Here is a 26,981-nt window from a genome sequence, read left to right on the forward strand (position 1 = left end):
CGATTTCAGCCCGTCCACCTAGCAACCCGCCCCCACATCCTCCTCTCAACGCCTGATCCAAAGGAATGTGCATGTCTGCCGAAAAACTCACGGGTCGTCGCGCTCGCCTCGAACGCAGCACCAGCGAGTCATCCGTCCTCGTCGAAATCGATCTGGACGGCACTGGCCGCTCGGATATCAGCACCAGTGTCCCGTTCTATGACCACATGCTCACGGCCCTGGCCAAGCACTCGCTCATCGACATCACCGTGCGCGCCACGGGGGACACCCACATCGACGTCCACCACACCGTCGAGGACGTGGCCATCACCCTCGGTGAGGTGCTGCGCACCGCCTTGGGCAACAAGGCAGGCATTCGCCGCTTCGGCGAAGCCACCGTCCCGCTGGACGAAGCCCTGGCCAACGCCGTGGTTGATATCTCCGGCCGCCCCTACCTGGTCCACTCCGGGGAACCGGCAGGTCAGGAATACCACCTCATCGGTGGACACTTCACCGGATCGCTGACTCGACACGTTTTTGAGGCACTGACCCTGCACGCCCAAATCTGCGTGCACATGACAGTGATCGCCGGCCGCGACCCGCACCACATCGTTGAAGCGCAGTTCAAGGCGCTGGCACGCGCCCTGCGTCAAGCCGTCGAAATGGACCCGCGGATCGGCGACGCCATTCCCTCCACCAAGGGCGCGCTCTAAGATGGCGGCCAAGACCGTCACCGTCCTAGACTACGGATCCGGCAACGTCCGCTCCGCTGTGCGCGCCCTGGAGGCAGCCGGTGCCGAGGTTAAACTCTCCGCCAAACCCGATGACATCCTGAACTGCGACGGATTATTTGTGCCAGGTGTTGGCGCCTTTGCCGCGGTCATGCAGGCACTCAAAGACGTCGGCGCCATCCGCTGGATCGGTCGGCGCATCGCCGGCGGCCGCCCGGTGCTCGGCGTCTGCGTCGGACACCAGGTCTTCTTCGAAGAAGGCGTGGAGCACGGGATCCGCACCGAGGGCATCGGCGAATGGCCCGGTACCGTGGCGCTGCTCAAGGCCCCCGTCGTGCCGCACATGGGCTGGAACACACTCACCCCGCCGGCCGGCAGCAAGCTGTTCGCCGGCATCGAGGACGAACGTTTCTACTTCGTGCACTCCTACGCCGTGCAGGAATGGAACTTCGAGGTTGCCCAGCCCAAGATGATCCCACCACAGATCACCTGGGCCGAGCACGGCGGCCCGTTTATTGCCGCCGTGGAAAACGGTCCCCTGTGCGCCCTCCAATTCCACCCGGAGAAGTCCGGCGACGCCGGAGCCAAGCTCCTGCGCAACTGGCTGGAGACCCTCTAACACCATGTGGTCAATTATTCTGATGGCCGCCGCCGGCCTCCTTGCCGGCGGCGCGCTCTCCCTGCGCCAACAACGAGCCCATCTGTCCTGGGTCATCACCGTCTGGGTGCTGGCCGGGCTCTCGCTCTTCGCCGCCTACCGGCTCACGCTCTAACCCCACGGAGCAACCGGTTCGCCGGTTAGCTGGCCAGCCGCTGTATCCCCAGCCGGATGCGGCCTCGTCCTAGAAACAACCAAGGAATGATCATGACCGAGAACTCACAGCCCATCCTGGAATTGCTTCCCGCCGTCGACGTGGTGGACGGACAGGCAGTACGCCTGGTCCAGGGCGAGGCCGGATCCGAAACCGGATACGGCAACCCGCTCGACGCGGCCCTGGCTTGGCAGAATGCCGGAGCCGAATGGATCCACCTGGTCGACCTCGACGCGGCCTTCGACCGCGGCGACAACACCAAGATCCTGGGCCGCATCGCCAGCGAACTCAACATCAAGGTTGAACTCTCCGGCGGCATCCGTGACGATGCATCGCTGGAGCGCGCCCTGGAATTCGGTGCCACTCGTGTGAATCTGGGCACCGCCGCTTTGGAAAATCCGCAGTGGACGGCCCGCGCCATCGCCCGGCACGGAGATAAAATCGCCGTCGGACTAGACGTACGTGGCACCACCCTCTCGGGTCGCGGCTGGACCAAGGAAGGCGGGGACATCTGGGAGGTCCTGGCCCGCCTGGAAGACGCCGGATGCGCCCGCTACGTCGTCACCGATGTCACCAAGGACGGAACGCTGCGCGGTCCCAACGTGGAACTGCTGGCCCAGATGTGCGAGCGCACCTCCAAGCCGGTCGTCGCCTCCGGCGGCATCTCCAGCCTCGAGGATCTTCGAGTTCTGCGCGAACTAGTCCCCAACGGCGTCGAAGGTGCCATCGTGGGCAAGGCCCTTTACGCAGGAAAGTTCACCATGGCCGAGGCCTTGGACGTCGCAGGTCGCCGCTCGGTTTAACACCAGCAGCAAGCGAGTTTCGCCACACCTCCCGGGGGAGCTCCGCAGGAGCCCTCGGCGTGGTTGGCGGGTTACGGGGCCGGAGGCGCACTTGGTGCCGTCCGGCCCCGCACCGCGTGCAAGATAGCATGTGGATATGAGCTCGCATCCTCCTTCTTCCCCACCATCATCCGGCGCCGAACGGCACCTGCCCGGACACATCGCCGCGGCCCTGCAACGGGCCGGTGGACCGCTGGACTCTGCGGGTCAAAGCTGGGATGGACGCGACCTCAGCGGTGAAGGCAACCCGCTGCACAATTTTGATAACGACACCGGTCTGATCGACGAGCGGCTTCACACGGCTCTGAGCGAGCTGGTCGCGGGTACCGGTAGCGAGGCGAAGGTTCATACCGCACTGGCCCAGGCACGGGTCTACATCGCCGTCGTGGCGCAATTGGCCGAGGGTGGTCTGGGGGAGCATGGCTTCACCGAAGACAAAGAGGCCGACATGGCCCTGATCACGCTCAACGCTCCGGATGGCCGCAAGGCACTGCCGGTCTTCAGCAGCGTAGCGACCCTCCAAGCGTGGCACACCGAGGCCCGCCCGGTCGCCGTGTACGCACCACGGGCAGCCCTCTCCGCCGTCAGCGAGGACGCCGCGCTCCTGGTCCTTGATCCGGGAGCCGACTTCACCTTTGTTTTGCGCCGCCCTGGCATGTGGGCCCTGGCCCAACAGCAAGAATGGATCCCCAGCTACCTCCAAGAGGAGCTGGCCACCATCGTGGCAACCCAGGTGAGTGACGAACCTGACCTGGCGAGCATCAAGATAGCGCCGGGTCGCGGAGTGGGAACCCGAACTGCCGCAGGGGCCAGCGTTCCCGGTGGGGGACCGGGTCCGGAACTGCGTCTGGAATTTGGCTTCCGTCCCGGTACCGATGAGGCCACGGCTCGTGCCTGTGTTGGACGTGTTCACTCGCGGCTGGCCGCTATTGCGCGGTTTGCCGAAAACGTTGATTCGCTGGAAGTTACCATGGCAGCCGGTGCCGCACCCGAGAGTGATTCCCGGGCATGAAATTTGGACGTTATGGGCAGCTGCTGCGGCAACCGGGCATCACGCCGCTCCTGCTGATTGGCATGGTGGCCAGGCTGCCGCACGCCTCCGTTGGCATGCTCTTACTGCTGCACCTGGTCAATGAGCTGGATCAGGATTGGGGCTCGGCAGGCTTAGTGGTGGCCATCATGACCATTGGCATCGCCCTAGGTGCCCCGTGGCGCGGTCACGTCGTTGACCTCTACGGATTACGCCGGGCACTGATTCCATCCATCATTGTTGAGGCGGTGGTGTGGAGCATTGTTCCGCACGTTTCCTTCTACTGGATTATGCCCTTGGTGTTCGTCGCGGGGATGTTCTCACTGCCGGTATTCTCCGTGGTGCGCACGGCACTGGGCGTGATGACCACCGGGGATACCCGACGTTCGGCGTTCGCCCTGGATGCGATGAGCACCGAATTAGTCTTCATCGTCGGCCCTGCCTCCGCGGGCATCGTGGCCACCTCGCTGAATACCACCGTGGGGATGAGTGGCGTGGCCATCGCCGCGTCGCTGAGCGGTCTGTGCCTGATGTTGTTGAACCCGCCGACTCGCTCCGGGCAACCCGGAGCCGTGGCGACCAGGGCCAACCCGCACGAGGAACGTCTGGGTGCCGAGGCCTCGCTGATCGCCGCCGGCCCCGGTGGTCTCGCGGACGTTGAAGGTGAACTGATTTTGGCCGGTGGTAAGTCCAGGCGTGCGCGGGTCGCGGCACGGGGTCGGGACTTCCGCCACAAATTCGGCTGGGTCAGTGCCTCGGTGGTCGCGGTATTCATCGCCGCAGCCGGGGCGGGTCTTGTCCTCTCCGGTACCGAGGTGGGCATCATTGCGCTGCTGGAACAAGAACACAGTGAAGGCCAACTGGGCATCGTCTTTTTGCTCTGGTGTGGCGCGTCGCTGATCGGCGGTCTGATCTACGGCAGCATGCAACGACGCATCTCACCCATTATCTTGTTGCTGGCCATGGCGCTACTGACGGTGCCCATGGCCTTTGCCAGCAACACCATTTCACTGGCGTTGCTCTCGGTACTGCCCGGACTGCTCTGTGCTCCGGTGCTCTCTGCGGCCTCCGAATGGCTGACGGATTTGGTGGCGGAGAAGCGCCGTGGCGAGGCCATGGGTTGGTATGGCTCGGCACTGACCAGCGGAACGGCCCTTGGATCTCCGATCACCGGTGCCACGGTGGATGGATTCGGGGCCGGCGCAGGATTCCTGGTGGTCGGGATTTTGGGTGGCTTTATTTGTGTCGTGGCCCTGATCGCCCAGCAATTGCGGAGGCATCGCGCGCGGTCTCATTCACGCACGCTGATTCTCGGCGACTAATACGTCAACCCGGCTCCGGTCGGGCAAACAAGAGGGCCCGGTTCAATAAGAACCGGGCCCGCTTGGCGTTTTGTGGTCTGTGAGGCGGGTTTGTGCTTAACCTCTCAGGGGTACTTCAGGTGTTGCTGCGGTGTGGTGGAAATAGTTGGTGCGCTTAGTTCACTGGGCCGGTGAGCTTTTCGCCCGGGCCCTTGCCTGGCTCGTCCGGGAAGGCCGATGCTTCACGGAAGGCCAGCTGCAGTGAACGCAGTCCGTCGCGCAACGGACCTGCGTGCTGCGAGCCGATTTCCGGGGCAGCGGAGGTAACTAGGCCGGCCAAGGCAATAATAAGCTTGCGGGCTTCGTCGAGGTCTTTCAGTTCCTCGGCGTCGTCGCCCGCGGCCAGACCGCACTTGACGGCAGCGGCGCTCATCAGGTGAACGGCGGCGGTGGTGATGATTTCAACGGCAGCCACTTCGGCGATGTCGCGAATCTCGTTCTCGGCGTTAGTGGAGACCGGATTGGTTTCAGGAGTACTCATACTGCTAAGCTTTCCATAGACCGACTGAATCTTTGTATTTGGATGCACCATCTTACCGATGGATGTGACCAGAGAGTCATGGATTCAGTACGCAAGTGGAGGCCACCTCCCACCCGCAGCAGCCAATCTTAGGCGGCCGGGTAAGTTCGGTGTTGATCATTCCCACGGGAATTGATTGGCTGGATGAATTTTCATCGATCGAATCTGGGGCCCCCGCCTGCACCTGCAGCCGAGGGCCTTTCCTTTTGCTGGGGTGGCCTGAAACTACGAACTACTCAGGAGCAACACATCAGCGATCCACGCATTAATGATCGAATCCGCGTCCCAGAGGTGCGGCTTGTCGGCCCTGCCGGTGAACAGGTTGGCATTGTCCGTATTGAGGATGCACTTCGTCTTGCCGTCGAGTCCGACCTTGATCTCGTGGAGGTGGCGCCCACCGCGAAACCTCCCGTGTGCAAACTGATGGACTTCGGAAAGTACAAGTACGAGGCCGCCGTCAAGGCACGCGAAACTCGCAAGAACCAGACGAACACCATTCTGAAGGAAATTCGTTTCCGACTGAAGATCGATACGCACGACTACGAAACCAAGGTCGGACACGCACTGCGCTTCCTCGGAGCCGGTGACAAGGTCAAGGCCATGATCCAGTTCCGCGGTCGTGAGCAGCAGCGTCCGGAAATGGGTATTCGTTTGCTCAACAAGTTTGCCGAGGCAGTAGCCGAGGTCGGACTTATTGAGTCGTCTCCCCGCATCGATGGCCGCAACATGGTCATGGTCGTTGGACCGCTGAAGAACAAGGCAGAAGCTAAGGCCGAAGCCCGTCGTTTGGAACAGCGCGATGCCGATAAGGCCAAGGCAGCTAACCCCAAGGCAAAGATGGATACCTCGGAGCCTCAGGGCGACATTGGTGGATCCGTTGCCGATGTCATCGAATCCGACATCATGGAAAAGCTGGCCAAGGTACGTGCGGAAGCAGCAGCCGAAGAGGCAGCCGCCAAGCTTGCACCCAAGGTCGCACCGGTTCGGAGCGCCCCTGTGGCGTCGAAGGCCCCTGCGAAGTCGGCTCCGGCCCGCGAAGGCTCCAGCCGCCCGGCAGCCGCAAAGGCTCCGGTACGTACGGCAGCTAGCCGTCCGGCAGCAGCAGCTGCGGCCCCACGGCCGGTAGTTGCAGCCAAGCCGGCCGTAGCTCCCAAGCCAATGGCGATTCCCAAGCCAATGGCAATGCCACCAAAGCCTGCGGGCAAGCCGGGTCCCAAGCCCGCAACCCGCGCCGCCAAGCCGGGAACGTCCAAGTAAGGACGCCTCCGCGCAGGGCACGCTCGTAAGAGCAACACCAGAACCACGGATTTCCCGCAAACGCGAGAATTCGCAAGATCCCCGGCCCGACAGGTCCCCGGGAGTAAGTAAGGAGAACGGCGGATATGCCGAAGTTCAAGACCCACAGTGGCGCCAAGAAGCGCTTCAAGCTCACCGGTAGCGGCAAGCTCGTGCGCCAGCAGGCTAACCGCCGCCACTACCTGGAGCACAAGTCTTCACGACTTACCCGTCGCCTGGCTTCTGACCAGTTGGTCGCCAAGGCGGACGTAAAGACCATCAAGCGGATGCTCGGTATCTAACTCAGTCCGTCTGGGGAACCCAGTACCGGGTTCTCGACCACATAAAGATTTTTCGTTCGTCCGCTTGGATGCGGTACGACGAGACAGAAACAAAGGAGTACACACGTGGCACGTGTGAAGCGGGCGGTCAACGCCCATAAGAAGCGTCGCGTCATTCTTGAACGCGCAAAGGGTTACCGCGGACAGCGTTCGCGCCTGTACAAGAAGGCGAAGGAGCAGCTGCTCCACTCGTTCGTGTACAGCTACGGCGACCGTCGCAAGCGTAAGGGCAACTTCCGTCGCCTGTGGATCCAGCGCATCAACGCTGCATCCCGCGCCAACGGCATGACCTACAACCGCTTGATCCAGGGCCTGAAGGCTGCTGCGGTTGAGGTTGACCGTCGTATGCTCGCCGAGCTGGCTGTCTCGGATGCCAAGGCATTCGCAGTACTGGTAGAGGTTGCCAAGAGCGCCCTTCCGGCAGACGTCAACGCTCCGGCAGCTGCTGCCGAGGCTCCGGTTGCTCCGGCCGCCAAGAAGGCTCCGGCCAAGAAGGCTGCAAAGGCTGCCGCTCCGGCCGCCGAGAAGGCTGAAGTTGAAGGTGCCGTCAAGGCCGTCGAAGGCGAAGCTGCTCCGGAAGGCTTTGTCATCAAGGGCAACGCCCAGTCGAACAAGTACCACGTACCGGGCTCGACCTGGTACGACCAGACCGACGCCGAATACTGGTTCAACTCTGTTGAAGCAGCCAAGGCAGCCGGCTTCGAGCCTGCAGGTGGCGAATCCCGCCAGCAGATCAAAGATGCCTAGTCTTTGAGCTCATAAAGCTTTAGACAAAGGGACGGAATCGCTTGCGATTCCGTCCCTTTGTCATCTCCCCGGTAAAGTCGTAGTTATGAACCGCCCTGGATACTACGACGAACCCATGAATAACCTCGGTGCCGAACGCGTGCGTGAAGTTTCGCGCCTGGCCACAAAGAGTGGACGTGCCCACAGCGGCGAGTTCCTGGCCGAAGGCCCGCAGGCCGTGCGCGAGGCACTGCGCCAGCACCTCGAGAACGCCGAGAACAACCGCGACGCGGTAGTGAACACCATTTATGCCACCGACGATTGCCTCGATCGGTACCCCGAATTTGAAGAAATGGCTGCCAAGGCCAAGGGCGTACGCAGCCGCGTCGTCAGCCCCGAGGTCCTGGCCGGCATGGCCGATACCGTGACCCCACAGGGCATCGTGGCAGTCTGCCGAATCCCCGAAATCAGCCTCCAGGACGTTGTTGCGGCCAAACCGCGCCTCGTCGCGGTGCTGTGCCGCGTCCAGGATCCGGGAAATGCCGGAACCATTCTGCGTGCGGCCGATGCCGCAGGTGCCGACGCGTTTATCCTCACCGGCGGCAGCGTGGATATCTATAACCCCAAGGCCGTCCGCTCCACCGTTGGGTCCCTCTTCCACTTGCCGATCGTCACCAACGTCTCCCTCGAGGAAACCGTGGAGGCCTTCAAAAACGCCGGAAGCACCGTTTTGGCAGCCGACGGTTACGGAGCAACCAATCTCGATACGCTTCTTGACGCCACCGCCGCGCGACGCGCTGATCTCGAGACTCCCGATGCACCGGATATGCCGGTTCTGGAGAACCCCACCGTCTGGCTCTTCGGTAATGAAGGTGCGGGACTCAACGAAGCGGAACTTGCCAGGGCCGATCACCGCGTCGCCGTGCCGCTGTATGGTGTTGCCGAGTCGCTGAACGTTGGAACGGCCGCGGCCGTGTGCATGTACGCCTCGGCGCGGGCACAGCGCACCAGCTAACCTCGCCCGGAGCCCTATCAGAGTGAGAACACGTCCTCGCTGCCTACCCCCGCGGAACAATAATTGCTCCAGCTCTTTGTGCTGTTAGGGACCTCGCACCCACGCGGTCCCTAACAGCACGGCGAGAAGCGTGCTTGACTGGACGGACCATCCCCGAAGGAAAGTTGGTGCGGACATGTCGGCTACTGGTGGATCCAAGGCCGTGATTGCGGCACTTGCCGCAAACCTGACCATCGCGCTGTTCAAGTTCGTGGCGTGGGCCGTGACTAGCTCATCCTCGATGTTGGCGGAGGCCATCCACTCGGTGGCCGACTCCGGGAATCAACTCCTGCTGCTTTTGGGTGGGAAGAAGTCCCGACGGGAAGCCGACGAGGCGCATCCCTTTGGCTACGGGCGTGAACGCTACGTTTACTCCTTCATTGTCTCCATCGTGCTCTTCAGTCTCGGTGGACTCTTTGCACTCTATGAGGCCTGGCAGAAATTCCAGCACCCCCATGGCATCGAGGGGCGCTGGTGGTGGGTTCCGCTCGCGGTGCTGATCGGCGCGATCGCTGCCGAGTCATTCTCTTTCCGCACCGCCATCAGGGAAGCAAATCCCCAGCGTGGCCAACAGTCTTGGGTATCGTTTATCCGCACGGCGAAGGCACCCGAGCTGCCGGTGGTTCTGCTCGAAGACTTCGGTGCGCTCATCGGTCTGGTTCTGGCGTTGTGCGGCGTCAGCTTGACGTTGCTGACCGGCAACGGGATATACGACGCGGCCGGCACCGCCTGCATTGGCCTGCTGCTGGTGATGATCGCCATCGTGTTGGCCATTGAGACTAAATCTCTGCTGCTCGGTGAATCGGCGCGGGACCACGTCGTGCAGGCCATCACCGCTGCCATCACCGCCAACGGGGCCAAACTGATCCACCTCAAGACCCTGCATCTTGGGCCAGAAGAAATCTTGGTGGCGGCAAAGGTATCGGTCCCGCTCAACTCCACCGGCGCCCAGATCGCCGCCGCCATCGATGAAGCGGAAGAACGCATTCGTGCGGCGGTTAAGCTCAGCTGCGTGATCTACATCGAACCCGACATCATGGTGAACCAGAATTCCGAAACGGAAGGAAAATAGTAGACATGCCCTACAAACAAATTGTTGCAGCTGCCATCGTTGATTCCTTGGTGGCACCCACCAAGCTGTTGGCAGCCCGTCGCACAGCTCCGCCGGCACTGGCCGGGATGTGGGAGTTTCCGGGAGGAAAGCTCGAAGTGGGGGAGGAGTGCACCGAGGGCGTGAAGCGAGAATTACGCGAGGAACTGGGAATCGAGGTGGAACTTGGTTCGGAGATTTTTGGCCCCATCCCCGAGGGCTGGGTGCTCAATGAGAGTGCAGCGATGCGTGTCTGGTTTGCGCAGATCACCGGCGGCGTCCCCGATACCTTGGAGGATCACGACCAATTAGCCTGGGTCGAGCTGGAAAAACAAGCCCTTGAGGCACTCAGCTGGATTCCCGCCGATTTTCCCATCGTGCGTGCGGTGTTAGCCGACACCATGGCCGGGGCCACTCGTTGATCCTGCTCACCGGCTTTGAGCCATTTGCGAGCAGCGACTTCAATCCATCAATTGTCATCGCGCGGCACGCGGAGAAGATTCTGAGAGAACAGGGTCACGAAGCCGTGGCCGCGGAATTGCCCTGTGTTTTTGCGCAAGCTCCGCGCCTGCTTCACGAGCTGATCACGTTGCATCGCCCGCAGGTGGTGCTCAGCCTGGGCTTGGCTCAGGGTCGGGAAAAGCTGGGCATGGAGAAAGTTGCCATTAACCTGATCGATGCCCGCATCGCCGACAATGCTGGCGCTCGGCCGATCGATGTCCCGGTGCTCGCCGACGGGCCAGCCGCCTACTTTTCTACTCTTCCGCTGAAGGCGGCGCTCCAAGAATTGGGCTCCGAAAACGTGGAAATCTCTTATTCGGCCGGTACCTATGTCTGCAATCAGGTATTTTATTCACTCATGCACCAGAGTCGGACCGATCCAGAGATCCGAGCCGGTTTCATCCACGTGCCCTGGGTAGCTGCCCATGACGCACAATTGCTGGTCCACGCCCGGGCGGTGGCGCAGATAGCCGTCCTTGCCTTAGCAGGCGCAAACGAACCACGACTCAGCGCCGGAAAAGAAGACTAATCCTCCGCTGGCGCTTGCCCATGATCCAGAAGTTCCCACTGTATTTCTAAGTTCACCGCAAGTTCCTGGGATCCGGCAAGCACCGGCATGGACTTAGCGGCCATGGCTCGGAGCCCGGCACGTTGCAGGGGCACGGCCGAGTCGGGTCCGGTTTCGCGGATCTGCAGCGCCTGCCCCAGGTGCCGCCCGGCCAGCTGTGCCAGTTCTGCCGCCTTGGTATGAGCGTCGTTGAAGGCCAGCTCGCGGGCGGCCCGCAGTGCACTGATGGGATCCGAAACCTCCGAACGCAGTGAATGGATCCGCAGGTCATCGCCTCCGGTCTCTACGGCGGCTGCCAAGACCGCCGAAATGGCGTCGAGGGGAACGGACGTGGCTTCGAGAGTGGTTGATGCGTCGTAGCCCAACAGCACATTCATCTCATCGCGCCAGGCCGTCCGCGCAGAGAGCGTGACCCCGCTGGTGGACAAGTTGGTTTCAGGGGCGACACTCAGCACCGCGGTGATCAGCGATTGCGCACCAGCGGAAACCTGCTCGAAGGCCTCTGCCGCCTGCGCGTGGTGGTTCTCTACGGCAAGAGAAAGGCTCATCGTATCCGGGACGGCGCTGGCGCTGGCGCTGCCTTGCACGGTGATGCTGTTGTTGTGGTTCACTGGGTGTCTCCTGAGCTCGTGGGGGTGACTGCCGGGTGCCTGCGCAACCGTGCGGCGATAACCGGGAGTAATTTACGCGTGGGCCGCTCCAGATACCCGCCGGCCTGCAGATTGGCTCCGCGTTCAAACACATTTCTTGATGCTGGATCGCCGGTGCGCAGAAGCGAATATCCTGCCGCCAGAAAGTACAAGGGGAGGAAGGGCAAGCCCAGACACCAGGCGTACTGGGTAGCGTGTGTTTCCTCGTGACTGAGCAATTCGCGACGCTGTTCCGCTCCGCTGAGGGACGGACGGAAAAAAATAACGTTCCCCACCGTGAAGGCCCCGGCCTTGGGCAAGGCCGGTCGGTAAAAACGGGCCAGGATGAGGCCCCGAGGACCACGAGTGATTTCGCAGCCGGTGGCGCGGGCTAGGCCCAGTCCGCTGAGCGTGCTGAGATTTATCGCGTTACAGACCTGGCGTAGGCGTTCCCGGTTCTCCATGATTTCTCAGTGTAGCCATTGACGAGGCCGGAGCCGAGGGCGGCCGAATTACTGACCGGGGCGCCCAACCACTAGAGTTGAAGGCAGAACCCGGGGGCGTCGAACGCCGATCTGCGCCCCAACTGTTGAGGAGTATTGATGAAGAAGATCGTATCCATCATTGGTGTCATGGTGGCACTGGTGTTGAGCCTGACCGGTTGCATGAAGATGGATGTGGATCTGGTCGTTTCAAGCCCGGAAAAAGCAACCTACGACATGGTGATGGCCTTTGACAAGAAGGTTATTGGCGACATTGGTGTTGCCGAGGTCCTGACCAAGATGGGGACCACCGAAGAAGCGTTCCTGGCCAGTGTCCCGGAAGGCGTTACCGCCTCGCCCTACGAAAAGGGTGATTTCCGTGGTTACACGCTGTCCCTCAAGGACAAGTCGCTGACCGAGATCAGTGACACCTCCGGTACCTTGGGCCAGAAGGTCAGCGTGGAGTACCGCGATGGCCAGTACTTCTTCGCCGCTCAGGGTCTCGCCGCTGAAATGGCAACGGCTGTCACCGAATCCACCATGACCGTGACCTTCCCCGGCGAAGTGGTTTCTGCCACCGAGGGCGCTCACATCGAGGGCAACACTGTGACCTTCGACCTGCTCACCGCAAAGGGCGACCTCACGGCCGTGGCCCACGAAAAGGACAACACCGCGTTGTACCTGTCCTTGGCATTCGGCGGACTGGCCCTGCTGGGCGCCGTCGTGGGCGTTGTCATGATGCGCAAGCCCGAAACAGCAGAAACTCTGCACGCCTAAAGACAACGAGCACCAAACGCCCGGATTGATCGGGCGGTTTAACCAGTGAAGGACCGGCCAATGGCCGGTCCTTCACTCATTAAGCGGAGGTGTTGCGCGGCGGTGCTACTGACTCTTGGTGAGGAAATCGGCCACGATTGGGCCGGCCGTCTGCGCGCCACCACTGCCGTCGCCAACGAATACCGCAACGGCCAGATCACCTTGGGAAGCGATGACCCAGGCATGTGCGTTGCGTTCCTCGTCGTACTCGGCCGTTCCGCTCTTGCCGATGATGGTGCCACCGGGGACCTTGGCGAGCTCCTTGAGCGTGCCATGATCTACGACCTCGGACATCATGCCCGATAGTGCTTTGGCCTCATCCTTGGTCAGTGGGTTCTTGGGCTTCGGCGCTTTAGCCGGCGCCGGATCCACCACCAGATGCGGGTAGACGGTCGCGCCGTTTTTCACCGACGCTGCCACCGTGGCCATACCTAGCGCGGAGGCTTCAACAACACCCTGGCCGATGCCATTGGCTGCCAGTTCGGTGCCGGTGGAGGTATCTGGCACCGAGCCGAGGAATGCTGCTGCACCGGTGGAGGGGCTCAGGTTCAGACCCAGCGAGGCGGCAGCGTCCGAGAGGGCGGCGGCCTTCACCTTGGTGGCGCCGGTCAGGAACACGGTATTACACGATTGTGCCAGGGCCTCGGAGAGTGGGATGCTGCCCAGCGCGCTGGAGGGGTAACCGTCGTAGTTCTTGAACGCCTTGCCATCCACCGACAGGGTCGCCGGGCAGTCGACAGTCGTGGTGGGGGTGTCGCCCGAGCGCAACATGGCCAGTGCCGTGATGACCTTAAACGTTGATCCCGGGGCGTACTTGCCCAGTAGTGCCGTGTTCGCCGCGTTGGTCTCCGGTCCCGCCGCGGCGGCCAAGATGGCACCGTCCGAGGGTCGCACCGCCACCAGCGCGCTGTCGCTGGCCGAGTCAGCCAGCAGTGACTCGGCCAGGGTCTGCATGTCCAGATCCAGGGTGGTCTTCAGGCTTTTGCCATCAACGGCCTCGGCGGTGAGCAGCGAGGAGACTTCGTTTTTGTCCTTGTCGAAGATCGAGATGGAGTAGCCCTTGGTACCGGCCAAGGTGTCCTGGTACTCCTTTTGCAGGCCCGAGAGGCCCACCTGTTGTCCGGCGCTGATGCTTCCCTTGGACTCGGCGACGATTTCAGCGCTGGCCTCGCCCACGGTGCCCAGAATGGCCCGGGCGAAGTTGCGGCTCTTGGCCAGCGGCACGGTGCCCGGCTGGGCCAGCACCCCGTCGATCGCGTCGAGTTGAGCGTCGGTGACGGTTCGGTCCTTGTCATCACGCAGCACGATGGCCTGGACGAAAGCCTTGGGGCCGGCGGCGGCGACGGACTTGGCATAGGCCGGCGCATCAATCTCCACCAAGGCGGCCAGCTTTTTGGCCGAGGTCTCCCACTTGGACGGGTCCAGGGCGTTTTTATCGATGCCGATGCGCAGCACCGGCCGCTCGGTGACCAGTCCCTGGTTGTTGTTGCCGAGAATATCGCCGCGCGCAGCGGCGGTGTTGCGCTTGGCCACGTATTGACCCGCGGCTAGGCCAGGGACTGCCAGCTCGGGGGAGTAACGCAGCTCCCACGAATCGGACTCATCATTAAGTTCGAGGGTGCCTTGGGTTGTATAGCTCCAGTCGGTGTCGCTGGCATCAATGTCCCACACCGTTTTCAGCGTGGCGGTGGCCGTGTTGGGGTCCTTTGATCCCTCGTCCTCGGTCACCGATTCCAGGGTGACGGTGCGTGGGATCGACTCCAGGGGTGCCAGCGCCTCGCCGAGTTCGGTAGATACGGTGGTGGCATCGGCCCCGGCCAAGCTCAGGCCAGCGAAGTCCAGGGACTGCAGGGAGGTGGCCAGTTGATTTGCCGTGGCATCGGGCGTGGGGGCGGCATTTGTGCAGGCTGCCAGCGAGCCCAGCATCAGAAAGGCGGCCGTGGGCAGGGCAATTCTTCGAAGAACGCGTGACATAAGGCTAACTATTGCGTAAAACCCCGGTGGGTGTCCATAACGCCACAGCTAAGACGACCGGGGCGGTGATTGAAGCTGCGCCGGGGCCAGCACATAGAATGAGAAGTAGAAGCCAACAAGACAATCAACAGTGAAAAGGGCCGTAGAACCCCATGTCTGAACCCACGAGCCCGGAAGTGGACGTCAATAACGCTCACACACCGGTCGTTCCGCACCCCACCGACGAGGCAGGCATCGATGTTGCCGTGCAGGCGGCACTTGTTGCATTTGCCGCCGCGAGCAACCTGGATGAGCTGAAAAGCGCACGCCTGGCCCACACCGGAGAGAAGTCCCCGTTGTCCCTGGCCAACCGCGAAATCGGCCACCTGGATAAGAGTGAGAAGGCCGTTGCCGGCAAGCTCATGGGAGCCTCACGCGGACGCGTGAACAAGGCACTGGCAGCTCGTACCGTGGTGCTCGAGGAGGAAGATGCTGCGCGCATCCTCCTTGAGGAGACGGTAGATGTCACCGCCGCCCCGCGCCGCCGCCGTGCCGGTGCCCGACACCCGCTCTCCACGCTGCAGGACCGCGTCTCGGACATCTTCGTGGGCATGGGCTGGGAAATCGCCGATGGACCGGAAATCGAATCCGAGTGGTTCAACTTCGACGCCCTGAACTTCGCCCCGGATCATCCGGCCCGCGAAATGCAGGACACCTTCTTCATTGACCCGGTAGATTCGCACCTCTTGCTGCGCACCCACACCTCCCCGGTACAGGTGCGTTCGATGCTCGAGCGCGAGTTGCCGATCTACGTCTTGTGCCCGGGGCGCGTTTACCGCACCGATGAACTGGACGCCACCCACACCCCGGTCTTCCACCAGTTCGAGGGCTTGGCCATCGACAAGAACCTGACCATGGCCGATCTTCGTGGCACCCTGGAGCACTTCGCGCGGCAGATGTTCGGCGATGACGCCTCCATCCGCCTGCGCCCGAACTTCTTCCCGTTCACCGAGCCCAGCGCCGAGCTGGACATCTGGCATGCCGGTGCCAAGGGTGGACCGCGTTGGATCGAATGGGGTGGCTGCGGCATGGTCAACCCCAATGTGTTGCGTGCCGCAGGCATTGACCCGGAAGAATACTCCGGCTTCGCCTTCGGCATGGGCATCGAGCGGACCCTGATGTTCCGCAATGAGGTCCCGGACATGCACGACATGATCGAGGGCGATATTCGGTTCAGCGAGCACTTCGGGATGGAGATCTAAGACATGCGTATTCCACTTTCATGGCTGCGCGAATACGCGCAGGTTCCCGCCGAAGCTTCGGCCGAGGACGTTATGGCCGAACTGGTTAAGGTCGGTCTTGAGGAAGAGGACGTTCACCGTCCCAGCGATTCCATCTCCGGTCCCATCGTGGTGGGTCAGGTGCTCTCCCTGGTGAAGGAAGAGCAGACCAACGGCAAGACCATTAACTGGTGCCAGGTTCGTGTGGTGCCCGAGGGCGCAACACAAAACCTCACCAACGAGGGTATCGATCCCTCGGGTGTGCAGGGCATCATCTGCGGTGCACACAACTTCGTGGAGGGTGACAAGGTTGTTGTCACGCTTCCGGGCGCCGTGCTGCCCGGGGACTTCCGGATTACCCCGCGTAAGACCTATGGTCATATTTCGGCCGGCATGATCGCCTCCGCACGCGAGCTGGGCCTCGGCGAAGACCACGATGGCATCATCGTGCTCTCGAATCTGGGTCTTGACCCGGAGGTCGGCACCGACGCGATGGAACTGTTGGGTCTCTACGATCAGGCAGCAGAAATCAACGTCACCCCGGACCGTTCCTACGCGTTCTCCATCCGTGGGGTGGCCCGCGAATACGCGCACGCCACCAACACCCCCTTCACCGATCCTGCCTCCTTGGTCACCGTGGATACCGCCACCGCACCGGGTCACCAGGTGACCTTGGCCGATGCCGCGGGGATCTACGGCAAGGCCGGCTGCGATCGCTTCATCACGCGCAAGGTCACCAACGTGAATGCGGCGCTGCCCACCCCACCGTGGATGGCTAGCCGACTGAATCTGGCTGGCATGCGTTCGATCTCCCTGATCGTGGATATTTCCAACTACGTCATGTTGGAACTGGGTCAGCCGCTGCACTTCTACGACGCGGATCAGCTCACCGGTGGTATCACCGTGCGCCGGGCCACCGAGGGTGAGACGCTGACGACCCTCGATGCCAAGGTGCGCAAGCTGCACGTCGAGGATCTGTTGATCACCGATGAATCCGGTGCCATTGGCATTGCCGGAGTCATGGGTGGATCTGCCACCGAGGTTTCCGGAACCACCACCAACGTGCTCATCGAGGCAGCTCACTTCGAAGCGATCTCCATTGCGCGTTCGCGTCGTCGCCACAAGCTGCCCTCCGAGGCTTCCAAGCGTTACGAACGCGGAGTGGACTGGCAGGTGGCTGACAAGGCCGCCCAGCGTGCCGTGGACCTCTTGGTTCAGCTGGCCGGTGGCACCGCCACCACCGAGATCACCGATGCGGGTACCGCTCCGGAACCAACGGTGATCAACCTGCCCGCAGATTTCGCCTCGGCACTGATCGGGATCGACTACACCGCCGAACAGGTGACCTGGGCACTGAGCGAAATTGGTGCCGAGCTTGAGGCCACCGCGGACGGCTACAGCGTCACGGCACCGTCATGGCGCCCGGACCTCACCACCAAGCAGGACCTAGTGGAGGAAATTGCGCGTCTGGTGGGTTACCACCTGATTCCTTCCACCCTTCCCACGGCACCTCCGGGCCGCGGTTTCTCCCGGGTGCAGGGCCAGCGTCGTCGTGTGGTTGCTGCCCTAGCGGACTCGGGCCTGACCGAGGTCCTCTCCTACCCGTTCGTTACGGCGGTGCAGAACAACACCTTCGGTGCGCCCGTGGCCGGCGAGGTCAAGGCCGTAAAGCTGAATAACCCGATGTCTTCGGAGTTCGGATTCATGCGGACCTCGATGCTGCCGGGCCTGCTGGGCATTGCCCGTCGCAACCACGGTCGCGGCTTCCGCGATCTGGCACTCTACGAGGCCGGACTGGTCTTCCTGCCCGGAGATACCCTGGGCACGGCAACGATCCCGCCGGTGGGCATCAAGCCCTCTGAGGCAGAGCTCGAGGCACTGTACGGCGGTCTGCCGCACCAGCCGATGCACATTGCCGCTGTCCTCAGCGGCAACGATTCGCCGGTTGCCGCAGCGCACACCCCGCGCGTCTACGACTGGGCCGATGCCCTGGATACCGCACTGCTGGTCGCCGACGTGTTGGGCGTTGAGGTGGTTACCTCGCAGGGGGCCCACCAGGCCTTCCACCCGGGCCGTACCGCCGCACTTGCACTGCGCGACGGCACGCACCTTGGTTATGCCGGTGAGCTGCACCCGAAGCTGCTGGCGGAACTCGATCTGCCGGCCCGCACCGTGGCCATGGAAATCAACGTTGACGAGCTTTTTGAAGCCGCAGCGGATGTCATTGTGGCCAAGGAAATTTCGACCTTCCCGATCTCCACTCAGGACGTTGCCCTGGTTGTTGATCAGAGCGTGGTGGCTTCGGACGTACTCGAAACCTTGCGTGAGGGTGCAGGGGAGCTGTTGGAAGACATTGCTCTCTTCGACGTGTACACCGGTACCGGCATCGAGGACGGCAAAAAGTCATTGGCCTTCGGCCTGCGCTTCCGCGCCACCGACCGCACGCTGACCGCCGATGAGGCCTCCGAGGCGCGTGCCGCGGCGGTGGCACTTGCCGCCGAGCGATTCGCGGCCGTGCAGCGCTAAGCAGCACCGCGGGTAGTAGTACCAAAGGCCGGCAGCCTCCCCACACGGGAAAGCTGCCGGCCTTTGTTCTGCCATGGTCACCAGGCTCGGGGCACGGATTAGCGCCGATCTCTGGGGCGCCACGTCCGTCACGGAGGACACCACCGAGGTTTTAGACGATGCAATGGCGTGCTTCGCCAAACTAATCGAGCGGCTCACCGCCGAATCTCTTGTTGTATCCGGTTGACTCTTCACAAACGTCAACATAATGTTGACGCATGAGTGAATCCCAACGAAAGCTGAGAACCTACCAACGGATTACCGGAATTGTCCTTCTCGGTGGCCTTGGAATATTGCTGGTGACCCTTCTGATCGGTGTTGCGGTACCCGTCATGGTGCTTGCGCCGGCAAGTCTCATTTTTCTGATCCTCGCCATCGTCTGGGTTATTTGCATCCTCATGGAACGCAGAAACGCGCAGCTTAACGCCACGTCAGGTCGATCTTGGCTGCCGGATTCCCGAGATGCCCACTAACGCGGAATCTGACTCGGCACTGAAGGCGGCCCTGGCACAGCTCAGCCTGTCCCAGTTACCCCTTTCCGACTCCGGGGAAGAGCTGAGCCCGGAGCAGCTGCTGCAACAGGTGAGGCAGCTTTATCTCATCCATTCGGAGACAGGAAAACTGTTGCACGAAGCAGTGCTTGCTGCCCGTGCCGCGGGGCTGTCGTGGGCCGTTATCGGTGACCGTTTGGGGGTGAGCAAACAAGCCGTCCAGCGACGCTTTGGTACCAGCGTAGAGCTGGCACGAGATGCTGCGACGGAGCGTATTCTTGGCCCGGTAAACCGTAGCAACGAGATAGCGATTCTTAACGAGTCGGGCCGGTCCGGATGGAAGCTGCTTTCCTCCAAGCATGGTGAACACCTCGTGCTTCGGACCAATACCCTCTGGGAGGTCAAACGAACCCTCCTATCGGCACCGCTGGCGCTGGGCAAGGGCGGGCGCGAGCGCTGGCAGCTTGCCAGCGTCAGGTTCCCGGATGTCTTCTTCACACGTGAATGGCATGACGGCGAATGAATCTCCACCCATTCATCGATGATGAACTTTAAACCCGGAAGGCCGGTAGCATCTCTCTGATCGAGGGAAACTACCGGCCTTCACTTTTACTGGGTTGTGACTAGAACTCCTCGCCGGCCGCCACAACTGCCGAAGCAGGTCCAACAATGTGCGGATCCGGGGTACCGACCAGTTCGTGATCCTTGCCCTCATAATCGAAGAGACTCAACACATGGCGCATGGCCTCAATCCGAGCGCGCTTCTTATCGTTGGATTTCACCACGGTCCAGGGTGCCCATTCGGTGTCGGTGCTCTGGAAGGTCTCTTCCTTGGCCTCGGTGTAGGCTTCCCATTTATCCAGCGACGCAAGGTCCGTGGGGGAAAGCTTCCACTGCCGTACCGGATCGATCTGACGGATGGTAAAGCGCGTCAGCTGCTCTTGGCGCGAGACCGAGAACCAGAACTTCACCAGGGTGATTCCCTCATCAACCAATTGCTGCTCGAAGGTCGGAGCCTGGTTCATGAACCTATCGAACTGTTCCTTGGTGCAAAAGCGCATGACACGTTCAACACCTGAGCGGTTGTACCAAGAACGGTCGAAGAGGACCATTTCGCCGGCCGCTGGAAGGTGCGCAATATAGCGCTGGAAGAACCACTGCGTGGATTCGCGCTCGCTGGGCTTCTCGAGGGCAACCACCCGGGCGCCACGAGGATTGAGGTGCTCGGTGAAACGTTTGATCGTTCCGCCCTTGCCCGCGGCGTCGCGGCCCTCAAAGAGCACGACCAAACGGCGTCCGGTGGCCTTGATCCAGACCTGTAATTTCAGCAGCTCGATCTGGAGCAGCCGCTTGTCCATCTCGTACTGGGTGCGGTCCATCCGTGAAGAATATGGATAGTCTTCACGCCAGGTGTCCACTACATCGCCGGCTGACGTTAACAACACCGGGTCGTCGTCGTCATTGTCGCGGACGGAGTAGCCATGTGCGGCCAAATCAAGCATTTGCATAGGCTGAGGCTATCTGAACGCCATGAACGGAAGGTGAACGTTTGGAGACCTAGTGGGGTCGGGGTACCCGTCTCTGGCTAGGCGTTTTTCTCCGCGGCAAGCTGCGGCAAGGCAGTTTCAAAGAGCCATGGCCGCAGGAAATCGGCTGCCGACACGGACAGCGGCAAATGAGCATCAACGTGCTCCAGAAACTGCTCACAGGTGACGGTCGAATGGCGCCGCGCACCGACCCAAGACCGGAGCATCGCAAAGAACGCGCGGTCCCCGGCGGCCAATCGCAGCGCATGAAGTGCTAGTGCGCCACGCTTGTACACCCGGTCATCAAACATGTCGGCTGCACCGGGATCCCCGATGGTGATATCACTTTCCAGGGAATCCAGACGGCTCCACGCATCTCGCGCACGCTCATCGGCACTGAGGTTGCCGGCGGCTTCGGACCAGATCCACTCGGCGTAGCAGGCAAAGCCCTCATGCAACCAGATATCCCGCCAGGTTCCAGCGGTCAGGGAGTTGCCAAACCATTGATGCGAGAGCTCGTGGGCGATGAGTCGCTGCTGCTCCCAGCCCGGAGCCAGGTGGTTATTCCCCAGTATGGAGAGGCCGTGGGCCTCCAGCGGGATCTCGAGATCGTCCTGGGTGACAACAACGGTGTAGTCGGCGAAGGGATAGGGGCCAAAGGCCTCGATAAAGGTTTCCATCATTCGTGGCTGGTCGGACAGGGCAGAACCTGCCCGCCGCAGCTGCGAGCCATTTGCCGCCACGCGTTGGATGACGGGGGTTGGGGCATCTGCATGCGCACCTCCGGTAACACTGGCCGCCGTGGCGGAGCCAGCTAACGCACGCAACTCATAGCGGCCGATCTGCAGCGTTGCCAGGTAGGTGGCCATCGGCTCAAGGACCTCATAGGTCCAGGCCTCACCACGTGAACGACGTTGGCGGTCTATCAACTGGCCGTTGGAGACCGGGCGGTATCCGGCATCGGTGTTCACGGTGATGCGGTAGGTGGCCTTTTGGCTGGGGTGATCATTACAGGGGAACCAGGTGGCGGCACCATTGGGTTGGCCCGCAACGAGCACCCCATCTGTGAGTTCTTCCCAGCCGACCTCGCCCCAGATGCCTTGACGCACATTTGGCACGCCCCCGTAGCGGATCTCCACACTAAATTCCTCGCCCTTGGCCACGTCCGAGGGCAGGTGGAGCACCAGCTTTCCCGATTTCTGGGTGTACTTGGCGATCTTGGTGCTGTTGACCTGGCAGCGTGAGGCACGCAAGCCGGAAAAGTCCAGGCTAATACGATCGAGTCTGGTGGTGGCCACCGCCGTGATCGTCGCCTTGCCGTCCAAGCGATTACCGCCGAGTTTGCAATCCAGATCCAGGTCATAGTGCATCACCCGGTAGTCGGCGCTTCCGGAGCGTGGCACATAGGGATCCGGGATGAAGCTGGGGACGGTGGTCGTATCAACTGGCGTGGTCTTGCTCATGCGTTCGGCTGGCTCCAAGGCTGTACGGGGTTGCCCATCCAATAACTCGACGGGGGAACGTTTTCTCCGCGCATGACCAGCGAACCCGGTCCCACGGTGGAGCCTTCCGACAGTGATGCAGCCGGCAGGATGACTCCGTGGGGACCCATCGTGGATCCTGCGGAGAGTTCTACCGTATCAATAGCCATGACCCGGTCGTGGAAGAGGTGGGTCTGGATGACCGTTCCGCGATTCACCGTGGAGGAGTCGCCGAGGGTGACCAAGTCGGCTTCGGGAAGCCAATAGCTTTCGCACCAGACGCCGTGGCCAATCTTGGCACCCAGGGCGCGCAACCACCAGACCAGGGCGGGGGAACCCGCCGCCGAATGGGCGAACCACGGAGCGCACACCATTTCGATGAAGGTGTCCACCACCTCGTTGCGCCAGATGAAGGAGCTCCATAGGGTATGTTCACCCGGACGGATGGGACCGACCAGCACCCATTTGGCAACCACAGCCGAGGTGGCGGCAACGGCGCCGGCGAGCAGCATGATCGCTCCACTGAGCAGGGCGGCAGTCAGATAACCATAGTGGATGGCCAGCATATCCAGCAGTACCAGGACCAGGGTGGCTACCGCGACGCTGGTGATGACCGGCAGAATACGGCACAATTCCCACAGCGCGCGGGCGATCTTGAGGCGAAGCGGCGGAGCATAGGTCAGCGAGGAATCCGCATCAACGGTGGTGCGGCGCAACCGAACCGGAGGACTGCCCAACCAGGAGGTCCCGGCCTTGGCCTTGGCAGGTGTTGCCGAGAGAACCGCGACCAGCCCATTACGTGGCACCCGTCGCCCGGCACCGGCGATACCTGAGTTACCCAAGAAGGCGCGCTTGCCAATCTTGGCGCGTCCCACCTTCATCCAGCCGCCGCCGAGCTCATAGGTAGCGACCATGGTGTCATCGGCCAGGAAAGCACCCGAGGCGATGGTGGTCATCTTGGGAATCAGCAGGACGGTGGAGGCCTCAACGTTGCGTCCGACCTTCGCGCCCAGCAGGCGCAACCAGACGGGAGTAAACAGCGATGCGTACAGCGGGAAGAGCAGATCCCGGGCCATGTCCAGGAGTCGTTCGGTGGCCCAGACCTGCCAGCCGATGCGGCTATCGACGCGATGCCATCCCTCACGCAGGCCAAGGCCCAAGATGCGAGTGGCGCCCAGAATCAGGAGCATGTTCAGCACAAACCATGTCACGGCGGCAACGGGAACCACGTAAAGCAACGTGAGCCACGAATCGCTGAGCGAGGTGCCCCCGCGCAGCAGCCACGCGGCAATCACCAGCGCACCAAGGATCGACAGCAGTGGCAGGGCTCCCAAGGCCATCGAAGCCACGGAGAAAAACGAGCTGGCCACTCGGCGGGCAGTGGTGATGGTCTGGGGCCAGGCCGGTTTGGCCTTGCCCAGGCGCGTGGCCGGGGAACCGGAGTAGGCGGAGAACGCCCGGGTAGGACCGGCGGCAACAGAGCCGGCGGCCAGAGTGACACCCTCGGCGATGCTGGCACCGGGCATCAGCGTGCTGCGTGCCCCAATGCTGGCATCTGCACCAATGGTGATGGCGCCGACGTGCACACGATCTCCGTCGATCCAGTAGCCGGTCAAATCAACCTCGGGTTCGATGTTCGCTCCGCTGCCCACGGTGAGTAGACCGGTGACCGGAGGTACCGAGTGCAATTGCACATCGGGGCCAACCGTGGCGCCCAAGGCTCGGGCGTAGAACTGAATCCAGTGGGCGCTGCCCAGAGACACGGGGTCGGCCAAATCGGAAATTTGTTGGGCCAGCCAGAGACGCAGGTGTACCTTGCCCGAACGCGGGTAATTTCCGGGCTTCACTCCGCGCAGCAACATACGTGCCGAGATCACGGAGATGGCCATGCGTCCCGGGGAGGAGACAAAGACCAACCAGAGCACCAGCACCGTCCACCAGGACAACCGTGGTGCCTGCGTGAAGACGCCCAGCGCGTCAAGCACATTGTTGCCGAGTGCCAAATACACCAGCCAGCGCATGCCCACCAGAATGAAGGTGGGGATGCCCATGAGCGTCTGGAAGATCTGGGCGCGTCGGGTGGTTCGGGCCACGATCCGGGGCTCCGGTTCCACCCCGGTGCTGGTGCCCAGGGCTTCAAGCAAGGAACCGATGCGTGGGTGGGAGTAAATTTCCCCCACCGTGATGGTGCGGTAGCGAACGCGTAGTGCGGAGACCAGTTGAGCTGCGGAGAGGGATCCGCCGCCCGAGGCAAAGAAGTCGGCATCAAGGGAGGAGACCTCGGTACCCAGTACCCGTCGCCATTGCTCGATGACCCAGCTCGCGTCCTCGCCCAGCTCGGGCAGTACCGAGGAGGAGGTATCGGCTGCCGTGGCCAACGGCCACGGCAGGGCGTTCCGGTCAACCTTGCCACTGGTTTTTGTCGGTAGCGTATCCACCACCGTGAGTAACGGGATCAGCGCGGCCGGGAGCATGTCGGCCAGTCGGGTGCGGGCAGCGATCGTGTCATAGGAGGCATCGGCGGCCAGGTAGCCGACCAAGATCTGGTTTCCGGCGGCGGTGGTCTTCACCGCCGCTGCGGCTCCGGATACCTCGGGCAACGATTGCAGCGCGGCATCAACCTCGCCGAGCTCAATGCGTCGGCCACCGAGCTTGACCTGTTCATCCAGACGACCCAGGAAGATCAGGCCCTCGGGGTCGGCCTGCACCAGGTCACCGGAGCGGTAGGCACGGTCCCAGCCGAGGGTGGGGAACGGAGCGTATTTTTCCGCATCCTTTGCCGGATCCAGGTAGCGACCCAGCCCGACTCCGCCAATGATCAATTCTCCGCTTTCACCAGGACCCACCGGGATACCCGAGGCATCAACGACGGCGAGATCCCAACCGGTCAGCGGCAGACCGATACGCACCGGGTCAACACCGTTCATCTGGGCACCGCAGGCCACCACCGTCGCCTCGGTGGGTCCATAGGTGTTCCAGAGTTCACGTCCGGTGACGGCCAGCCGGGCGGCCAGCTCGGGTGGGCAGGCTTCACCACCAAAAATCAACAGGCGCACATTTTCTAGGGCCTCGGCGGGCCAAAGCGCCGCAAGGGTGGGAACGGTGGAGACGACCGTGACACCGCGAGTTACCAGCCACGGCCCCAAATCCATACCCGAACGGACCAGCGCGCGTGGTGCTGGCACCAAGCAGGAACCGTGGCGCCAGGCCAACCACATTTCTTCACAGGACGCATCAAAGGCGACCGAGAGGCCGGCCAACACGCGGTCTTCGGGTCCCATCGGCTCACTCTGGAGGAAGAGTGCCGCCTCGGCGTCAACAAATGCCGCGGCCGAGCGCTGGGTGATGGACACGCCCTTGGGGGTACCGGTGGAGCCGGAGGTGAAGATGATCCAGGCATCGTCACCGAGTTCCGCCTCCCGAGCCGGTGAGGTATTGGCCTCGCTGCGCAGTACGGCGATTTCTCCCTTGTCACCCAAGACGGCAGCAACGTTGGCCTCGGAAAAGACCAACTGTGCTCGTTCCTCCGGGTCATCGGCATCCACCGGGACGTAGGCGGCGCCGATCATCATCGTGGCAAGAATGCCAATGTAGAGCTCGCGGGTGCCAGAGGGGATACGGATGCCGACTCTGTCGCCGGCCCCAAGACCGGCGGTTCGCATGCGTTCGGCCTGCTCATCGATACTCACCATGAGTTCGGCATAAGTGAGCGCGCGCTCGCCGTCATCTAGTGCGGAGGCTTCGGGGTGAGCGGCCGCACTGGCTTCAAGGATGTTCAGCAGGGTGCGGGGAGCCGGGGCCAAGTCACTGCCGGGGTACTGGGGCAGATAAATTGGGGTAGGAGTACCTTGGTCGGAAATGCTGCGAGTCGATTCCACTGTGGCTTTCTTGACGTGGCGCTTGGCCTTACCAAGGGTAGGGGTCGACCCAAACGCTGGGACCCAACCAGGAGCCGGAAGCGCGCCGCCGAAGCGTTCGCGACCGCCCGGTCGGCACATACGGGACAAACCTAATCAGCAAAGGTTAACGGAAGGTGTCTAGCGGATAGACACGATAAGTTCACCGTAATGTAGAGCCATGGCAGATTTGCCCCCGGGGCAGTCAAGAGCCCAGCCAATCGGCCGATCATCACGGAGGGAGGCACCGATGCGCAGTGAAAAGCACTCCGCAGTGGGTCTTATCACCCCGGGCACCGAGCCCTGCTGGTCCGCGACGCGGCTGAGTGATGCGGCCCTGTACCCAGAGGTTTTGTTGAACAGCATCGAGCAGCAACGCGCTCGGAGCTACCACGAAGGAACACCGCGGCAGAACTTTAGCAACGGACGTATTTTGGTTAAGGTCCTTGCCGCAAAGATGCTCAACCGCGACCGTGAACCCAGTACGAAACTGAGCCCGGCCGATCTAACCATCGAGCAGCTCTGTCCCGGATGTGCCTCGACACGGCATGGGAATCCGCGATTGCGGCTACCCGATCGTGGGGGGAGCCTGACCCTCTCGTATGCCCGTACCGGGGGCTGGCTGGTGGTCGCGGTTTCGCGTGCGGAACAGCTGCTTGGTATCGATGTGGCAGATGCCGCAGATCCGGCCTTTGCGCCGGGATCCGGCGAACTATTGGACGACTATGCCTTTTCGCCCCAGGAACGCGCCCACCTACAGAGAATGAACCTACCCCAACGAATCCACCAACGAGCTAGCTGGTGGTCGCTGAAGGAAGCCGTGGCCAAGGCCAGCGGTGTTGGTCTTGCGGGGGAGGACGGTATCCCCATCGTGGAGGGGGACGGTAAGCACGTACTGCTGTCCTCTCCCGGAACCCGCATCCTTGCCCTGAATTCGCACACCCCCGACTCCCTGGGCCACCTTTTGCCCGATACCTTAGTCGGCACCCTGCTCTGGGCACCGCGAAGCACCAAATGAGCATGAAAAATGCG

At 62.2% G+C, this 26,981-nt stretch carries 26 protein-coding genes; 19 read left to right on the forward strand and 7 right to left on the reverse strand.

Translation table 11 applies throughout. The features are described from left to right. Window positions 1-71: 71 nt before the first annotated feature. From hisB to KUF55_RS05685, 6 genes are all read left to right on the forward strand, one after another. Window positions 72-692: an imidazoleglycerol-phosphate dehydratase HisB gene (hisB, locus tag KUF55_RS05660; RefSeq protein WP_132361388.1), complete on the forward strand. Its 621-nt coding sequence runs from the start codon at window positions 72-74 to the stop codon at window positions 690-692. A gap of 1 nt (window position 693) precedes the next feature. Next, entirely contained in the window at window positions 694-1,329 is a 636-nt protein-coding gene (gene hisH / locus KUF55_RS05665) for an imidazole glycerol phosphate synthase subunit HisH (RefSeq protein ID WP_132361386.1), read from the forward strand. Window positions 1,330-1,333: 4 nt separating this feature from the next. Further along, complete coding sequence (locus KUF55_RS05670; RefSeq protein ID WP_168153304.1) at window positions 1,334-1,483, forward strand: hypothetical protein; 150 nt, start codon at window positions 1,334-1,336, stop codon at window positions 1,481-1,483. Between the two features lie 92 nt (window positions 1,484-1,575). Next, the gene (gene priA, locus KUF55_RS05675) at window positions 1,576-2,325 is read left to right on the forward strand and encodes a bifunctional 1-(5-phosphoribosyl)-5-((5-phosphoribosylamino)methylideneamino)imidazole-4-carboxamide isomerase/phosphoribosylanthranilate isomerase PriA (protein WP_132361384.1); all 750 of its coding nucleotides are present in this window, start codon (window positions 1,576-1,578) and stop codon (window positions 2,323-2,325) included. Window positions 2,326-2,461: 136 nt separating this feature from the next. Beyond that, window positions 2,462-3,376, forward strand: a complete 915-nt coding sequence (locus tag KUF55_RS05680) for an SseB family protein (RefSeq protein ID WP_218818258.1) — start codon at window positions 2,462-2,464, stop codon at window positions 3,374-3,376. Further along, window positions 3,373-4,716 carry an MFS transporter gene (locus KUF55_RS05685; protein ID WP_132361380.1) on the forward strand — a complete coding sequence of 448 codons (1,344 nt, stop codon included), beginning with the start codon at window positions 3,373-3,375 and terminating at the stop codon, window positions 4,714-4,716. The genes KUF55_RS05680 and KUF55_RS05685 overlap by 4 nt, the downstream gene beginning before the upstream one ends. Window positions 4,717-4,870: 154 nt before the next feature. On the opposite strand, the gene KUF55_RS05690 is transcribed toward KUF55_RS05685, so the two are convergent. Next, entirely contained in the window at window positions 4,871-5,236 is a 366-nt protein-coding gene (locus KUF55_RS05690) for a DUF1844 domain-containing protein (RefSeq protein ID WP_132361378.1), read from the reverse strand. A gap of 183 nt (window positions 5,237-5,419) precedes the next feature. Between KUF55_RS05690 and infC the strand changes: the two genes are divergently transcribed. From infC to KUF55_RS05725, 7 genes are all read left to right on the forward strand, one after another. Then, entirely contained in the window at window positions 5,420-6,532 is a 1,113-nt protein-coding gene (gene infC, locus KUF55_RS05695) for a translation initiation factor IF-3 (RefSeq protein ID WP_132361376.1), read from the forward strand. A 125-nt stretch (window positions 6,533-6,657) separates the two neighbouring features. Next, window positions 6,658-6,852, forward strand: coding sequence for a 50S ribosomal protein L35 (rpmI, locus tag KUF55_RS05700; protein ID WP_132361374.1), 195 nt, complete (start codon window positions 6,658-6,660; stop codon window positions 6,850-6,852). 105 nt (window positions 6,853-6,957) lie between these two features. After that, the gene (gene rplT / locus KUF55_RS05705) at window positions 6,958-7,638 is read left to right on the forward strand and encodes a 50S ribosomal protein L20 (protein WP_132361372.1); all 681 of its coding nucleotides are present in this window, start codon (window positions 6,958-6,960) and stop codon (window positions 7,636-7,638) included. Between the two features lie 85 nt (window positions 7,639-7,723). Beyond that, window positions 7,724-8,632, forward strand: coding sequence for an RNA methyltransferase (locus KUF55_RS05710; RefSeq protein ID WP_132361370.1), 909 nt, complete (start codon window positions 7,724-7,726; stop codon window positions 8,630-8,632). Window positions 8,633-8,807: 175 nt separating this feature from the next. Then, window positions 8,808-9,743: a cation diffusion facilitator family transporter gene (locus tag KUF55_RS05715; protein WP_218818260.1), complete on the forward strand. Its 936-nt coding sequence runs from the start codon at window positions 8,808-8,810 to the stop codon at window positions 9,741-9,743. Window positions 9,744-9,748: 5 nt separating this feature from the next. Continuing rightward, window positions 9,749-10,183: a (deoxy)nucleoside triphosphate pyrophosphohydrolase gene (locus KUF55_RS05720; protein ID WP_168153297.1), complete on the forward strand. Its 435-nt coding sequence runs from the start codon at window positions 9,749-9,751 to the stop codon at window positions 10,181-10,183. Beyond that, window positions 10,180-10,791 carry a pyroglutamyl-peptidase I gene (locus tag KUF55_RS05725; RefSeq protein WP_218818261.1) on the forward strand — a complete coding sequence of 204 codons (612 nt, stop codon included), beginning with the start codon at window positions 10,180-10,182 and terminating at the stop codon, window positions 10,789-10,791. The genes KUF55_RS05720 and KUF55_RS05725 overlap by 4 nt, the downstream gene beginning before the upstream one ends. Here KUF55_RS05725 and KUF55_RS05730 read toward each other — a convergent pair. Both KUF55_RS05730 and KUF55_RS05735 read right to left on the reverse strand, forming a co-directional pair. Next, window positions 10,788-11,441, reverse strand: coding sequence for an SIMPL domain-containing protein (locus tag KUF55_RS05730; protein ID WP_218818262.1), 654 nt, complete (start codon window positions 11,439-11,441; stop codon window positions 10,788-10,790). The two genes, KUF55_RS05725 and KUF55_RS05730, sit on opposite strands and share 4 nt — an antisense overlap. Next, a complete protein-coding gene (locus KUF55_RS05735; protein WP_218818263.1) occupies window positions 11,438-11,923 on the reverse strand; it encodes a DUF4157 domain-containing protein in 486 nt (161 codons plus the stop codon). The genes KUF55_RS05730 and KUF55_RS05735 overlap by 4 nt, the downstream gene beginning before the upstream one ends. A 138-nt stretch (window positions 11,924-12,061) precedes the next feature. On the opposite strand from KUF55_RS05735, the gene KUF55_RS05740 reads away from it, so the two are divergent. Next, entirely contained in the window at window positions 12,062-12,718 is a 657-nt protein-coding gene (locus tag KUF55_RS05740; RefSeq protein WP_218818264.1) for a hypothetical protein, read from the forward strand. Window positions 12,719-12,823: 105 nt separating this feature from the next. Here the strand turns inward: KUF55_RS05740 and KUF55_RS05745 are convergent, their stop codons facing one another. Continuing rightward, complete coding sequence (locus tag KUF55_RS05745; RefSeq protein WP_218818265.1) at window positions 12,824-14,731, reverse strand: penicillin-binding transpeptidase domain-containing protein; 1,908 nt, start codon at window positions 14,729-14,731, stop codon at window positions 12,824-12,826. 152 nt (window positions 14,732-14,883) lie between these two features. Between KUF55_RS05745 and pheS the strand changes: the two genes are divergently transcribed. From pheS to KUF55_RS05765, 4 genes are all read left to right on the forward strand, one after another. After that, a complete protein-coding gene (gene pheS / locus KUF55_RS05750) occupies window positions 14,884-15,972 on the forward strand; it encodes a phenylalanine--tRNA ligase subunit alpha (protein ID WP_218818266.1) in 1,089 nt (362 codons plus the stop codon). A 3-nt stretch (window positions 15,973-15,975) separates the two neighbouring features. Further along, window positions 15,976-18,516, forward strand: coding sequence for a phenylalanine--tRNA ligase subunit beta (pheT, locus tag KUF55_RS05755; RefSeq protein ID WP_218818267.1), 2,541 nt, complete (start codon window positions 15,976-15,978; stop codon window positions 18,514-18,516). Window positions 18,517-18,773: 257 nt separating this feature from the next. After that, a complete protein-coding gene (locus KUF55_RS05760; protein ID WP_218818268.1) occupies window positions 18,774-19,028 on the forward strand; it encodes a hypothetical protein in 255 nt (84 codons plus the stop codon). Then, complete coding sequence (locus KUF55_RS05765) at window positions 19,018-19,569, forward strand: hypothetical protein (protein ID WP_218818269.1); 552 nt, start codon at window positions 19,018-19,020, stop codon at window positions 19,567-19,569. Before KUF55_RS05760 ends, KUF55_RS05765 begins: the two co-directional genes overlap by 11 nt. A 100-nt stretch (window positions 19,570-19,669) precedes the next feature. Here the strand turns inward: KUF55_RS05765 and ppk2 are convergent, their stop codons facing one another. From ppk2 to KUF55_RS05780, 3 genes are all read right to left on the reverse strand, one after another. Further along, entirely contained in the window at window positions 19,670-20,554 is an 885-nt protein-coding gene (gene ppk2, locus KUF55_RS05770; RefSeq protein ID WP_218818270.1) for a polyphosphate kinase 2, read from the reverse strand. Window positions 20,555-20,631: 77 nt separating this feature from the next. Next, on the reverse strand, window positions 20,632-22,035 hold the full coding sequence (locus KUF55_RS05775) for a M1 family metallopeptidase (RefSeq protein WP_218818271.1): 1,404 nt from the start codon (window positions 22,033-22,035) through the stop codon (window positions 20,632-20,634). Next, window positions 22,032-25,931: a Pls/PosA family non-ribosomal peptide synthetase gene (locus KUF55_RS05780; RefSeq protein ID WP_370630961.1), complete on the reverse strand. Its 3,900-nt coding sequence runs from the start codon at window positions 25,929-25,931 to the stop codon at window positions 22,032-22,034. Before KUF55_RS05780 ends, KUF55_RS05775 begins: the two co-directional genes overlap by 4 nt. 268 nt (window positions 25,932-26,199) lie before the next feature. Between KUF55_RS05780 and KUF55_RS05785 the strand changes: the two genes are divergently transcribed. Then, window positions 26,200-26,967 carry a 4'-phosphopantetheinyl transferase superfamily protein gene (locus KUF55_RS05785; RefSeq protein ID WP_218818273.1) on the forward strand — a complete coding sequence of 256 codons (768 nt, stop codon included), beginning with the start codon at window positions 26,200-26,202 and terminating at the stop codon, window positions 26,965-26,967. The last annotated feature ends 14 nt before the right edge of the window (window positions 26,968-26,981 follow it).

Source organism: Paeniglutamicibacter sp. Y32M11 (assembly GCF_019285735.1).
Lineage (GTDB): Bacteria > Actinomycetota > Actinomycetes > Actinomycetales > Micrococcaceae > Paeniglutamicibacter.